General features: G+C 52.5%; 13 protein-coding genes. 11 read left to right on the top strand and 2 right to left on the bottom strand.

The genetic code is table 11. The features are described 5' to 3' along the window. Window positions 1-216 precede the first annotated feature (216 nt). The 8 genes from ACK3CJ_RS02225 (at window position 217) to ACK3CJ_RS02260 (ending at window position 8,506) form a co-directional block, all read left to right on the top strand. Window positions 217-1,449, top strand: a complete 1,233-nt coding sequence (locus ACK3CJ_RS02225; RefSeq protein ID WP_409524771.1) for a transferrin-binding protein-like solute binding protein — start codon at window positions 217-219, stop codon at window positions 1,447-1,449. A gap of 151 nt (window positions 1,450-1,600) precedes the next feature. Further along, window positions 1,601-2,257 carry an NUDIX domain-containing protein gene (locus ACK3CJ_RS02230; RefSeq protein ID WP_409524772.1) on the top strand — a complete coding sequence of 219 codons (657 nt, stop codon included), beginning with the start codon at window positions 1,601-1,603 and terminating at the stop codon, window positions 2,255-2,257. Continuing rightward, on the top strand, window positions 2,247-2,690 hold the full coding sequence (locus ACK3CJ_RS02235) for a DUF1249 domain-containing protein (RefSeq protein WP_409524774.1): 444 nt from the start codon (window positions 2,247-2,249) through the stop codon (window positions 2,688-2,690). Before ACK3CJ_RS02230 ends, ACK3CJ_RS02235 begins: the two co-directional genes overlap by 11 nt. 2 nt (window positions 2,691-2,692) lie before the next feature. Continuing rightward, window positions 2,693-3,466, top strand: a complete 774-nt coding sequence (locus ACK3CJ_RS02240; RefSeq protein ID WP_409524775.1) for a phosphodiesterase — start codon at window positions 2,693-2,695, stop codon at window positions 3,464-3,466. After that, window positions 3,456-4,133 carry a YqiA/YcfP family alpha/beta fold hydrolase gene (locus tag ACK3CJ_RS02245; protein ID WP_409524776.1) on the top strand — a complete coding sequence of 226 codons (678 nt, stop codon included), beginning with the start codon at window positions 3,456-3,458 and terminating at the stop codon, window positions 4,131-4,133. The genes ACK3CJ_RS02240 and ACK3CJ_RS02245 overlap by 11 nt, the downstream gene beginning before the upstream one ends. Further along, window positions 4,120-6,012, top strand: a complete 1,893-nt coding sequence (parE, locus tag ACK3CJ_RS02250) for a DNA topoisomerase IV subunit B (protein WP_409524778.1) — start codon at window positions 4,120-4,122, stop codon at window positions 6,010-6,012. The genes ACK3CJ_RS02245 and parE overlap by 14 nt, the downstream gene beginning before the upstream one ends. Before the next feature lie 158 nt (window positions 6,013-6,170). Next, entirely contained in the window at window positions 6,171-7,781 is a 1,611-nt protein-coding gene (locus tag ACK3CJ_RS02255) for a L,D-transpeptidase family protein (protein WP_409524779.1), read from the top strand. A 125-nt stretch (window positions 7,782-7,906) separates the two neighbouring features. Then, window positions 7,907-8,506 carry a DUF882 domain-containing protein gene (locus tag ACK3CJ_RS02260; RefSeq protein ID WP_409524780.1) on the top strand — a complete coding sequence of 200 codons (600 nt, stop codon included), beginning with the start codon at window positions 7,907-7,909 and terminating at the stop codon, window positions 8,504-8,506. A gap of 22 nt (window positions 8,507-8,528) precedes the next feature. On the opposite strand, the gene ACK3CJ_RS02265 is transcribed toward ACK3CJ_RS02260, so the two are convergent. Further along, the gene (locus ACK3CJ_RS02265; protein WP_409524781.1) at window positions 8,529-9,164 is read right to left on the bottom strand and encodes a pyridoxamine 5'-phosphate oxidase family protein; all 636 of its coding nucleotides are present in this window, start codon (window positions 9,162-9,164) and stop codon (window positions 8,529-8,531) included. Window positions 9,165-9,273: 109 nt separating this feature from the next. Here ACK3CJ_RS02265 and ACK3CJ_RS02270 point away from each other — a divergent pair, with 109 nt between their 5' ends. Continuing rightward, the gene (locus ACK3CJ_RS02270) at window positions 9,274-10,743 is read left to right on the top strand and encodes a PLP-dependent aminotransferase family protein (protein ID WP_409524782.1); all 1,470 of its coding nucleotides are present in this window, start codon (window positions 9,274-9,276) and stop codon (window positions 10,741-10,743) included. Window positions 10,744-10,838: 95 nt separating this feature from the next. On the opposite strand, the gene ACK3CJ_RS02275 is transcribed toward ACK3CJ_RS02270, so the two are convergent. After that, window positions 10,839-11,984: a hypothetical protein gene (locus ACK3CJ_RS02275; protein ID WP_409524783.1), complete on the bottom strand. Its 1,146-nt coding sequence runs from the start codon at window positions 11,982-11,984 to the stop codon at window positions 10,839-10,841. 276 nt (window positions 11,985-12,260) lie between these two features. Here ACK3CJ_RS02275 and ACK3CJ_RS02280 point away from each other — a divergent pair, with 276 nt between their 5' ends. Both ACK3CJ_RS02280 and ACK3CJ_RS02285 read left to right on the top strand, forming a co-directional pair. Further along, entirely contained in the window at window positions 12,261-13,301 is a 1,041-nt protein-coding gene (locus ACK3CJ_RS02280) for a hypothetical protein (RefSeq protein WP_409524784.1), read from the top strand. Between the two features lie 20 nt (window positions 13,302-13,321). After that, a complete protein-coding gene (locus ACK3CJ_RS02285; RefSeq protein WP_409524785.1) occupies window positions 13,322-13,771 on the top strand; it encodes a hypothetical protein in 450 nt (149 codons plus the stop codon). The last annotated feature ends 57 nt before the right edge of the window (window positions 13,772-13,828 follow it).

Genomic DNA, 13,828 nt, shown 5'->3' on the forward strand with positions numbered 1-13,828 from the left:
CTGTTTCTCGTCCTGCGCAGACTAGCAGCCGGCAGGCGTTACGCCAAGTCTCGGGTATAAATTACTCCAACTGCAAGTACGGTAAAGTTTATTGCTGATATTGCATTACAGTCTGTATTGGCTTTAGTATCAGAGTCCTATGCTGCGGTGGCGCTCGTCTGATTCAGCTTTTGATCAGCCGTCGAGCTCTGAGCGGACTCAACATGGAGAATGTGAATGAAGCCTTTCCGAGCACCTTTTCAACTGACTGCCCTTACAGTCGCAACGCTGATGCTGGCGGGTTGCGGCGGGGGAGGTTCGAGCAATACCATTCCTTCCTTTCCGTCTCCCGGTACGCCGTCACAGCCGCCTGCCAATCAGGATCCCGTGATTGCACCGGATATTGAAGTACCTTCTCAGAGCGGAACAGTGCGCAAGGGTAACTCCTATTCGCTGGTGATGGATCTGACCGTGGTTCAGCCAGAGCCCGAACCAGAGCCAGAGCCTGAACCAGAACCAGATCCGGATGATCCTGATTTTTCTCCAGAACCGCCTGATCCGGATCCTGATGCTCCAGAGCCAGAACCAGAGCCGGAACCAGAACCCGTCCCACCTATTCCCTATGGCAGTAACCTGGTGTTCGACACACTGGCGGACTTCAATGTGGTGCGAGACAGCAGTGGCCAGATTACGCGCATTGTATTGAATTCGGAAAATGCCTCAAGAACTGGTAATCAGCTGGTGCTGGATCGTTCCAACCCGATGATTGAGGTGTTTGAGGAGATCAACGGCGGTGTGCGCGTTATTTATAATGACGAGATAGCCGAGCACCGTACCGAGCTGATCCTGCTCAACAAGCTGCCGAGTGTGGATCGCAACACCAAACAGCCGATGGGTGAAACTGCTTACGACTACCTGACATTGGGTAGCTGGAGCGATGTGGCGGGTCCAGAGCGGGAAACAGTTGGCGTGGTTGGTACGTTCATCGTTGGTAACACAACACTGCCAGAAAATATGCCGACAACCGGTACCTGGACCTATAGTGGAACAGCCGTTGGACAGTATATGGTGCCGTCGAATAATCCTGATATTGGACAATACTGGCGCACACTGGCCAATATGGAGGCTGAGGCTAACTTCCTTACAGGTAATATCGAACTGACCACTACTGATACTATTATGGTCGATGGGCTCAGTCTGGATGATTATTATCTGGATATGGGGGTTGTGCTGCCAGGCTTTATCTATGCGCCGATGCTGGATCTGCGCGGTGAGTTGACCATCAACGGCAGTGATCTGGGTGGAGAGGTGTATACCATCAATAACCCTGATTTCATGCGTGGTAATATTGATGGTCGCTTCTTTGGTCCCGCAGCAGACGAAATTGGTGGAGTCTTTGGTTTGACCAATCCGGATCCTTTCGAGACCGAACGCCACTTTTTCGGAAGCTTTGGCGGGCAAAAAGAATAACCATGCCTGGGTGATTGTTCCGGGTACTACCCGGTTCAACTCAAGTGCAAACCCGAATGCCGGGCTGGTGACAGTCCGGCATTTTTGCTTGAACGCCGTGCATTTTTGTTCTGCATTTTATGTCATGGTCAACTTTTGAAAAGGACAATGTGTGAAGAGTACGACTGCCAGCTGGCAACCCTCTTTTGGGTCTGATGACTTCAATACGGATGAGGATAAGCAATCCTATAAGGGTTTTCTGAATATCCATAGCCTGACGTTGACGCATGCCTGTTTTCGGGGCGGTGAGATCAGCGTCCAGCGCGAACTGCTACGCAGAGGGGATGCAGCAGCTGTGCTGCTGTTTGATCCACTTCAGGATGCTGTCGTATTAATAGAACAGTTCAGAGTGGGTGCACTGAAAGCGCCAGCCGGACCCTGGTTGCTGGAGTTGGTGGCCGGTATCATCGAGCCAGGCGAGACGCCTGAAGAGGTCGCAAAACGGGAAACGCTTGAAGAAGCAGGGCTTGAAGTGCATCATCTTAAACATATAACCCGTTATCTGCCGAGTCCCGGTGGATGTGATGAATGGCTGGATCTGCTGTGTGGCTATGTTGATGGCTCCAAAGCTGAGGGGATTCATGGTCTGGCCGGAGAAGGAGAAGATATCAAGGTCCACCTGCTCAGTGCCGAACAGGCATTTGAACTGGTAAATACAGGTGTGATCAACAATGCGGCAGCCATTATTGCACTGCAATGGCTTCAGCTCAGGCACGATGAGGTGCTGGCTGAAGGGGTAGCCCTGATGCGGAGAATCGATGAAGCGTAAATATGTTCCGGACCTGACCAGGCAGATGGCCCAGTGTCAGATCAACTATGCCCGAATCATGAAACTGCTGCCGGATTTTGAATCCTGCGATGAGCGGGAGTTCAGGGTGGGTATGGTGCAGCAACAAGCTGTTGTCCGAATAGAGATAGATGAACGCTTCAGATATACCAGTACGCTGCTGCTGTCCTATGTGCATGAATCGGATTCCCGCTGGCTTGAGGCACCGCAACTGATTGTGCGCCTGTATCATGATGCACGTATGGCAGAAGTAATCTGTCTCAAGCGTCGCCGCCAACTCAGCGGCGTTTACCCCTACCCCAATGGTGAGATGCATCAGCCTGATGAAAAACAACAGCTGAACCAGTATCTCGGCGAGTGGTTGAATCTGTGTCTTGATCACGGATTTGAGATGGAACCCGTTCTGGCTGACTGACTATGCGCTATTTACTCCAGATAAGTGATTGTCATATATCGCCGGAACCCGGTGGTCATTATTATGAACGCGACAGTGAGTTTCTCCTGAAGCGAGTGGTGGCGCATGCGCTCTCGTTGGGTATATCCTTTGATGCTGTGCTGCTCAGTGGAGATCTGGTACACCATGGTGAGCTCTCCGCTTATGAGCGTCTGCTGCAGACGATTCAGCCCCTGCCTGGCGTGCGTTGCTGGGTGGCAGGGAATCACGACAACAGTGAGCAGATGGATCGTTTTGATATCTCGGTGCTGAAACAGTCTGAACTGCGTCTTGGTCGCTGGCGGATGCTGTTGCTGGATTCGAACCATCTACCGGATGGTAAAGGTAGTGGATCGATTTCACCGGATTCTCTGGAGTGGCTGGAAAGCACTTTATCAAAGCATACGGATGCCCCTACCCTGATCGCCCTGCATCACAACCCATTGCCGATCGGGACTCCCTGGCAGGATCAGATCATGTTGGCAAATGCAGAAGAATTCTGGAATCGAGTAAAGCCTCACTCACAGGTCAAAGGTGTGCTGTGTGGACATGTGCATCAGGCGCTGGAGCTGCAATATGCCGGTATCACCATGTGGTCTGCACCCTCGACTGCCGTACAGTTCAAACCGGGGATGCTGACGGTGACCACAGAGGATGACCCTCAGGCTGGTCTGCCTGGCTATCGCTGGTATGAGCTGCACTCAGATGGGCAGATTGTGGCTCATCTTGAGCGTGTACAGGATGCATTTGAAGCGTAATACTGGAGAGCAGATGCTGACCTCGAATCTGATCTATATTCATGGCTTTAACAGCTCGCCCCAGTCCTGGAAAGCGAGGTTGCTACAGGCCGGTATGCAGAGGCTTGGACTGGCGGATCAGTTGCAGGTGCCCGAGCTGTCGCATTGGCCAGCTCAGGCGATGGAGCAACTGAAACAACTGGTGGCACAATCGACACGCCCCGTGACGCTGATCGGCAGTTCACTGGGGGGTTACTACGCCAACTGGCTGGTAGAGAGTCAGCCGGATCTGAGAGCCGTGCTGGTCAACCCTGCCGTTGCCCCCTATCGTTTGCTGGAGGCGTGGCTGGGCGAAAATGAAAACCTCTACAACCACGAGCGCTATCATCTTACCCGTGAACATCTGTTACAGTTGCAGATGCTGGATACACAGCGGATACAGGATCCCTCACGTTATCTGCTGCTGGTGCAGACAGCCGATGAAACACTTGATTATCGGGACGCTGTGAATAAATATGCCGCTTGCACCCAGTTTGTGCAGGAAGGTGGTAGTCATGGTTTTGAGCAGTTTGAAAAACTGATCCCGGCTATCTATGCCTTTGCCGAAGGGCGGATCGATCTTCCGCCAGCAACACCCTTACCCGTTGTAACGCCTGAACAGGAAAACAGAGCTGATGAAGCAATATAATGCCGACGCGATAGAGGTCCTCAGTGGCCTCGACCCAGTCAAGCGCCGCCCCGGAATGTATACCGAAACCGACCGGCCGAACCATCTGGCTCAGGAAGTGATCGATAACTCCGTGGATGAAGCGCTGGCAGGGCATGCCCGGCAGATAGATGTGATCCTGCATGAAGACAGCTCACTCACGGTCAGTGATGATGGACGAGGGATGCCGGTGGATATCCATGCGGAAGAGGGTGTCAGTGGGGTTGAACTGATCCTGACTCGGCTGCATGCCGGTGGCAAGTTCAATAACGATAACTATACCTTCTCGGGTGGTTTGCACGGGGTTGGCGTGTCGGTGGTCAATGCCCTGTCGAAACTGCTCGAAGTGCAGATCAGGCGTGACGGCAATATCTATCGCATCGGTTTTGCCGATGGCGAAAAGGTATCTGATCTGGAAATCATAGATACCTGCGGCAAACGCAATACCGGCACGACAGTACGCTTCTCTCCTGATCCGAAATACTTCGATACGCCTAAGTTTCATGTCGGGCGGCTGAAGCATATCTTGCGCGCCAAGGCAGTACTCTGTCCCGGCCTGAAGATTACCTTCACAGACCGCTCATCAGGCAAGCCTGAAAAGGAGGAGTGGCTGTATGAGGAAGGGCTGTCAGCCTATTTGAAAGGCACCACTCAGGTGTTTGACACCCTGCCCGAGGATCCCTTCACCTGTGTGCTGGAGGGCCAGGAGGATGCTGTTGAGTGTGCGGTGCAGTGGCTGGTCGAGGGGGGTGATATCACGGCCGAGAGCTATGTGAACCTGATCCCGACCGCGCTCGGTGGCACACATGTGAATGGCCTTCGGACCGGGTTGCTGGAAGCGATGCGTGAGTTCTGCGAATTCCGCAACCTGCTGCCGCGCGGGGTCAAGCTGACACCGGATGATATCTGGGAGCGCTGCTGCTATATCCTGTCAGCGAAGATGCGTGATGCCCAGTTCTCTGGTCAGACCAAGGAGCGTCTCTCTTCCCGCGGTATAGCCGCCTTTATCTCCGGTGCGGTCAAGGATGCTTTCTCGCTGTGGCTGAATAAGCATGTGGAGGAGGGCGAAAAGCTGGCTGAGCTGGTGATCAGCAATGCGCAAAGGCGTATGCGCACCAACAAGAAGGTGGTGCGTAAACGCGTCACTCAGGGCCCTGCCCTGCCAGGTAAGCTGGCCGACTGCTCCGGTGCCGATGCCACGCAGGCTGAGTTGTTTCTGGTCGAGGGTGATTCAGCCGGTGGTTCTGCGAAGCAGGCGCGCAGTCGCGAGTTTCAGGCGATCATGCCGCTGCGAGGTAAGATTCTCAACACCTGGGAGGTTGATTCCGGTGAGATCCTCGCTTCTCAGGAGATCCATGATATAGCGGTTGCAATCGGTGTTGATCCGGGTTCGGATAACCTTGAAGGTTTGCGTTACAACAAGGTCTGTATTCTGGCCGATGCCGACTCCGATGGATTGCATATCGCCACGCTGCTGTGCGCGCTGTTCATTCAGCATTTTCGTCCACTGGTCAAGGCAGGGCATGTCTATGTCGCGATGCCACCCCTGTATCGCATCGATGTCGGCAAGGAGGTCGCCTATGCACTGGATGATGAAGAGCGTGATGCGATCATCGACCGTATTCGCGCTGAGCGCAAGAATGCGAAAATCAATGTCCAGCGCTTCAAGGGGTTGGGTGAGATGAATCCGCTGCAACTGCGCGAAACCACCATGTCGCCGGATACGCGCCGTCTGGTACAGCTCACAGTGGATGATGCCGACGACACCATGGAGTTGATGGATATGCTGCTGGCGAAAAAACGCTCAGGTGACCGCAAAACCTGGCTGGAAGCGAAGGGTAATCTGGCTGATCCGGCTTGATGCAAAATCGCGTCCATCGTCCATATTCGCCATTCCCGTCTATACTTGATGTATTGCTGATGTAGCAAGCAGTCAATCGCAGTACCTGAACAACGTGTGCTGGTGCTGCGATTGTGTGTGAGCATCATCTAATGACTGGATCAACAGCGGAGTTCAGGATGAATCGGGATCGTGGTTTGTCCAGATGGGTAGTAATGGGTCTGGTGTGGCTCGTCTGTACGGCAGCTCAGGGTGAGCTGCTGAATGAGATACGGCAGGTGCATCAGGCTGATCTGCAGCATCTGCAATCCTATTACCAGCAACCAGACTTCACGCCTCTCTGGTTTGATCAGCAAGGCTGGCCATTATCGGCTCGCATCGACGAGCTGCAGGAGGCTTTTATGGCTGCTGCGGATCATGGCCTCTATTCAGCACGCTATACCTCACCTCACCAGACCCTCTCCACCTATCAGGATCAGCCTGCTCTGGCTGAGCTGTATCTGACAGATCTGTTTGTACGTCTGGCTGAAGATCTCGGGCGTGGTCAGCTCAACCCGCGGGATTTTGACCGTCACTGGTTGATGGAACGGCCGGACCTGTCAACCGACCTCCTTATCTCAGCGCTGTTGCGCGGTGATTCGCCCAGATTATTACTGAATATTCTGGCGCCGAAGCATCCTCACTATCAACGTCTGCAGGATGCGTACCGTCGCTATCGAGCGCTGTCTCTGGCGGGTAACTGGCAGTCTTTGCCTGAGTTTCCAACGCTGCGAGAGGGTGAGCTTCATGAAGTGATTCCGCAAATTCGTACCCGGTTGCTGAGTGAGGGAGATCTGATCTCAGATCTGAACAGTCTGGCGGCGCTGGAAAATCCGTTGTTTGATGCTGAGCTGGCAACTGCAGTGCGCCACTTTCAACAACGGCATGGGCTGAAGGCGGATGGTGTTATCGGCAGAGATACCCGGGCGATGCTGAATCGCTCACCAGCCCAGACAGCCAGTGAGATTCGTGCATCGCTTGAGCGCTGGCGATGGCTGCCAAGATCCATGGGAGAACGTTATATTCTGGTTAATATCGCAGGATATGAGCTGGAGCTGTACGAGGGGGGAGAGGTTAGTCTGCACCAGAAGGTGATCAGTGGTCAGAAGCGTCGTGCCACACCTTCATTTATTTCGGATCTGACTTATCTGATCATTCATCCCAACTGGACGGTACCGCGTCGTCTGGCCGTTGAAGATATGCTGCCGGATCAACGTGCAGACCCGGACTTCCTCGCCAGTAAGCAGATCAGCGTCGCGTTATACGAAGAGGGTCAGTGGGTGGCGCAGGACCCTTATGAGATTGACTGGACACAGTATGGCCGCAATAACTTCCCGTTTCGACTTCGCCAGTCACCCGGACCTCACAACAGTCTTGGTCAGATCCGCTTTGGCATGGATAACCCCTACAGTATCTACCTGCACGATACACCGGCGCGTAACCTGTTTGGCTTTCCGTTGCGTGCTTTCAGCTCCGGCTGCATTCGTGTCGAGGGTATAGAGGAGCTTTCGCAACGTCTGTTCAACGCTGCTGGTTCCAGCGTGTCGATTACAGAGGAGTTGGCTCGCCCGGGAACCCGACGAGTTGCACTGCCAGAATCACTGCCGGTGTATCTGGCCTATCTACCCGTTTGGGTGGATGAAGCAGGTATATTGCAGATCAGGCCGGATATCTATGGCACCAATGAACCGCTTATCAGCCGTCTGGACCGCGATTTTAACCTTATTTATCCACAGGTTGCGGCGCAGTAGACGTGGCTTTTATCCCCAGCAATTATCCACCTCTGGATAAATCACTCATTTTTGGTTAATATTTGCCCAGTTATACGCAAAAATGCGGCAACGTTTGCCTGATATTGAAGTGAAGGGGGTTAGGCATGTGTGCTGAGTGCGATCGTCTTGAGGCGTCAGGGTCTCAGGATTTATCACGTCGTCTGAACAGACGACTGTTTATCAAGGGCTGTGTTCTGGCAGCGGCGGGGCTGGCGATGCCGGCACTGGCGGCAACCCGTCAGACACGTAAAGCAGCAGAAAGGGAAGTGGCGCTGCATCATCTGCATACCGGCGAAACGATTTCCACCACCTATTGGGCGGATGGACGCTATATTCCGTCCAGTCTGACGGAGATCAATCGTTTTCTGCGCGATTTCCGAACGGGTGACATGCATCCGGTCGATCCAACTCTACTGGATCTGCTGTATACCCTGCGGACCAGCCTGGATAGCAGGGCACCTTTCGAAATCATCTCCGCCTACCGTTCACCCAAAACCAATGAAATGCTCCGCTCCCGAAGCGCCAACTCTGGTGTTGCCCAGCGTAGCATGCATATGGAGGGTAAGGCGATTGATGTGCGACTGCCGGGGCGTGATCTGATGGATCTGCATCAGTCGGCAGTTGCCATGAAAGCCGGAGGGGTAGGGCTCTACACCGAGTCCGGCTTTGTGCATGTTGACACAGGCAAGGTCAGATATTGGTAGATGAGTTGTTTGGGCTGTGCTGTCAGGATTGGCGAAGGGGCCAATCCTGATTCTGCAGCCTCGGGTCCGGTTCCGGTTCACCCATCTGGCGGGTGATGGGCAGTACACCTGCCCAGACCGGCCAGTTGTAATCCTCCTCGTCATCCACGGGCGGGGCGGCCCTGACTTTGGCTGAAGCCTCATTCAGTGGAATTCTGAGTATGCCGGTGGCCTTGAGCTCTTTGTCCAGCACCGGGCGCAACAGTGGCCAGCGACCCGGCGCCACCTTCTCCATGAAAATCTCCAGATGGCGCATTTTTTCAGCCTCATCTTCGATCAGTTCCGGTACACCAAAGAGCGTCACCGAACGATAGTTGACCGAATGGTGAAAGGCCGAGCGCGCCAGCACCAACCCATCCAGCAAACTGATATTGATACAGACCTGAGTCTGCAACGCTCCCTGGATATTGCGTGCGGCCGCATGCCCATGCCAGTAAAAGTAATCGCCATCGCGCCAGTGGCAAGTCGGCGTGACAAATGGCTGTTCGCCCATCAGTTGTGCGACATGGCACATCAGCGCTTCATCAATGATAGCATAGAGGGTATCCCGATCATAAACAGCCCGCTTCGGGCTTCTCTTGACCTTGGTCCGCTGCGTGACAGCGATAGATTGCGACATTTTCTTTCCTCAGCTTTTATCTGGTATCAAGTGGTGATTGGGTTATCATATCGGCATCTGGCTATTTGATTGATAGCCAGATTGATCAATTTTGATAAGGCCAGATGTGATGAGCAGTACCTCGTTTTCCAGTGTGACGATCAGCCTTGATGCCAGCGATCATCTTCCGGTGTACCTGCAGATTGCCAGGCAGATCAGAACGCTGATAGAACAGGGGCGACTCAGCCCCGGAGATCGCTTGCCCTCATCCCGGCAACTGGCACAGGATCTGGGTATTTCGCGAACTACCAGCAGCAATAGTTATGACTTGCTGACATCTGAGGGTTATCTGCTGGGGGTGCCGAAAAAAGGAGTGTTTATTGCTCATCGCTTGCCGTCATTGATGCCTTCTCTGATGCCAGAGCAGAGAGTATCTGACCTCGCAGAGATACAGCCATCCACTCTGGGTGACAGACTGCGCTTCGACTCAGGAGCCGATGTGAGCCTGTTTCCACATCAAATCTGGCGACGCTGCCTGCAACAGAGCTGGCGCGAGCCGCCAAGAGAGCTGCTCGAGGGGACGATGAAGTCAGGCCTTCCTGCCTTGCGGCAGGCTGTAGCTGGTTACCTGCATGCGATGCGAGGACTCAGTGTGACGCCCGATCAGGTGATTATCACAGCAGGTAACCGAGATGCGATCAGTTTGTTGCTGAGTGCGCTGAAGCGTATCAGTGGCGTCTCATCGCCCTCCGTCTGGCTGGAAAATCCCTGCTACCCGGCACTCGCAGAAAGTGTCAGCAGTATGGGGGTCAACCTGGATGCTCTGGCTATCGATGCCGAGGGGGCGGTCTGTCCGTCGGAGATGTCTGGTCAACTGGCGGCGATCCTGACACCGTCACGACAATATCCACTGGGTGTGGCGATGAGTGCACGCAGGCGTCAGGAGTGGCTGGATCTGTGCAGCCAGAGCAATCAATCTGGCCATCCCTTCTGGTTGATCGAGGATGATTACGACAGCGAATTTATCTATCAGGGGCGGGCGCAGGCACCCTTGATGAATGCCGATACGCAGCAACACACACTGCTGGTGGGCAGTTTTTCCAAAATACTGTTTCGCTCGCTGCGTATCGGCTATATCGTCGCGCCGGATCAACTGGTTTTACCGTTGTTGAACAGTCAGCAAGCGCTGGGCAGCATGGCATCACTGCCGCTGCAACCGGCGCTCTCGACCTTTCTGACACACGGCTATTTCGCCACCCATCTGCGCAAGATGCGCCGCATCTATCAACAGCGCCGAGACCATCTGCTGCAGCTTTTGCACACAGAACTGTCGGATGAGTTTCAGATTACCTCAACGCATACCGGGATGCATCTGGTGGCACTCCTGAAACCCGAGTCAGATCTGACCGATGATCAGTTAGCCAGGGGAGCAGCAGAGCTGGGGCTGACATTGAACCGGTTGTCCAGCCACTACTTCACTGGTGAGCCACAGCAGGGCTTGTTGCTCGGGTTCAGCGCGCTGTCGGAACCTTATATGAGTGAGGGTGTTGAGCGCTTGCTCCAGACGCTGCAGAGGGGCAGGGGAAATGGCGATCACTAAAAGCTCACTCTTGGCATGTGGATGCGGGCAGGAGGTTTGTAGCCATAACGCTCACGAACAATCTTCTTCATACTATCGCGAGCACGGTGGGTTGCTTATTCTGTGTCGTCCGATGTGTTATCCAGGGTTCGGACAAAGTGCTCAAAGGCCGGGTCGGTAAAACGCCATACGCCATGTTCGCTACTGTAAATCGCATTGAGAGTATTGCTTTTCAGCCGGTTAACGGCGTTTTGAATACTCGACTTCTTGGTTGTATCGAATTCCGGGTAGATTGTCTTCAACTGGGCTTTGTAGTCCTCGCTGTAGAGCCCTTTGTGCTCACCGCGTGAAATCATGGTAAGCAGAGCTTTATCCATGAAGTGCATGTCGTCCCACAGGGTTCTGAACTGCTGATATTCTTCTTCAATCAGTGCATCAGAAAAGCGAGCGATCCCCTCGTCAATATCGTGAACCTCTTCCAGTGCCATCCGTTTGAGGAGGTCTGTAAAGCGTCCTGGTGATCTGGCCATGGACTCGAAGATGTCAGTGGCTCGCTCTTTATTGAGGTAGGCTCCGCCAGTGACACGCTTGAACACATCCAGCTCAAAGATCACAAACGCCTCACCCAGATCGGGGAAATCCAGAGTAGAGCTGGCGTTGTAGAAGGGGGCCTTGGTCCTTTTGAATAACTGGGCAAGCCCTTCCTGACTGGAGCCGGTAAAGATGCCTTTGATCTTTTCATCGGAGCGGGCGGTCATAAAGCTACGCAGGGCGGCGGTGAAGTCGCTGAACTCGGGATCGGTAGCGAGATGCTGCACTTCATCGAGCAACAGTAAAATGGGTTTGCTGGTGGCCTCCAGTTCTTCAAAGGCGGCTTCCACCACTTTTTTCTCCGCGTGTTTTTTCTGTGGAGAAACTTCCAACGAGAGGTCACCACCAAACAACTTAAGACTCGCTTTGAGGTTGGAGCCACTGACCAGATTGGTAAACCAGCTCTCTTGTTCACGCCGGGCTGCCATGACAGCGGTTGCAAAAGCCATGGAGGGAGACGATCTGTCACGCCAGAAATCGACGTAAACGACCAGAATGCCCTGTTCTCTAGCCATGGGAGCAACGTCGCGCTGGACGAACTCTGTCTTGCCTCGCTTTCTTGGCGCAAAGATCGTGAAGCGTTCGGCCAGTCCAGCCTTGAAGCTTTTTAAAATCTTTTCAGCCAGATCTGTGCGTGGGTAATGCCAGTTTGCGTGAGGTGAGGCTGCCATTGTCCGCCTTGATGGTTAAAAAATTACTATCAATTACTAGTCTGCTTAATAATTAGTATATATGTTAGTAAGTTCTAGTAAAGTGATTTCTGTGGCGAAAGCGAAGAAGTGGATCACTCAAAACTAACCTGTCTGGTCTTGAACCGGTTGTTCAGCCACTGCAGAGGATCCGGGGAAATGGCGATTACCATTGATCCGAGCAACAAAAGGCAGTAACCTCTTGCGCAAAACGGGGCCGGACTGCCCTGAAGGATTATTTACTATAAGGATATAGCGATGACAACCGTCTATTTCAATTCCCACGCCTGCCACGTTTCTGATCTGATTGACGCTGATGAGGCACTCACCGCCGAGTTCTGCCGAGTAAATAGCATAGGTTCAGATGGACGCGTTTATGAAGCACAAGCCTTCACGCTGGATTTAGCTGAAACCTTTTCACAGTCGATTATTCGTACCTGTAATCAACAGGCTATTCATGAGCGTAGATGGCTGATGGAGGCGGCGGGAGCTGAGGGTGAAGAGTTACACCGAGAAGCTGAATTCTGGGAAAAATACCTGACTGAAGATGAACTATCCGTGGTTCTCAGCCTGATAGGTACATCAGGTTCTGCCTTCAAGGCCAAATATGAAAACCTCTCAAAATTTCATAAAGCCTTGGTGAACTATGAAAACGCACTCATTGCTGTGCAAAAAACTTCCGCGGCCGGTATGCCGGGAGCCGGAGCCAGGGACGCTATTGCACGGCGCAATGCTATTCAAGCCTACGATGTGCTTATCAGCGAACACAGAAGTGCAATGACTCAGCTCTCCCCAGTTATTATGCGCACTAAAAACCGTGGGAGCGCCATCAATAATGCTCACCGTGGTATCACTCTGGCCAGCCGTAATCGTGGCCGCCTTCACGCCGACACACGTATTTTCGTTGCCGACCTGTTCCAGGCCCACAGGTTGAAAAAATTCTCGCAGTTTATGTCAAAAGTCGCTACGCCCTTATCCTTAGCCGCTGATGCTTCAATCAGAGCTGGCAAGGTAAGAAGTGTGAGTAATGCTGATGGAAACTGGCATCGTGAAAGTGTAAAGCAAATTGGTGGGTTTGGTGGAGGTGCTGGGTTAGGTGGTGCTGCAACTGGTGTAACGCTTGCAGCTTTCGGTGGTCTGGGGAAAATGGCCGCCTTGGCAGCGATTGGGGGGCCAATAGCTTGGGCGCTTATAGGCTGTATTGTGGTTATTGTAGCGGGCGCAGGCTATATCGGAGCCAAGGTAGGTGGGTCATTAGGTGAAAGTATTGGCAGTAGGTTATATGACGGAATTTTTTAGTCATTTTGTTATGAGATTATTTGAAAACATTAAGTGGTTCAATTTTTATGTATGATCTTTTTCCGAATATTTCTCATTTTTTGCGTAATTATTTATCAGAGGAATTTTTCTTATTTACAGCTGGAATTCCTGGGTTGTTGAGCTTCCTATTTCAGCTGGCATTCTTTTTTTACTCAGTTTTACGTGTCAATCGCGCCATGAAACGTGATGGAATTGAACCACCCCCATTACATTGGTTAAATATTTTTGGTTATTTGAATATTTTTGCCGCCTCAAGTAAATCCATCGAAAAGATGGTGCAGGTTGAACAAGCTGCAGGAGTTGCCATGCGTTCATTTAGTTTGTTGCGTACAACACTCGTTATACCTTATATCAAGCCAGTTGACCGTTTTATAGCTCGGAGCTTCTATTTTTTTGGTGGTATTGGTTTAATATTTGCACTTTTCTATATGTGGCTTTATCCCGATTAATGAAGTTTGTTCCTATAAAAATCAAATTACTGAACGGTAAAAAGCTATGGAGCTTGT

The sequence above is a fragment of the Nitrincola salilacus genome, assembly GCF_046271865.1.
In the GTDB taxonomy this organism is placed as follows: Bacteria; Pseudomonadota; Gammaproteobacteria; order Pseudomonadales; family Balneatricaceae; genus Nitrincola; species Nitrincola salilacus.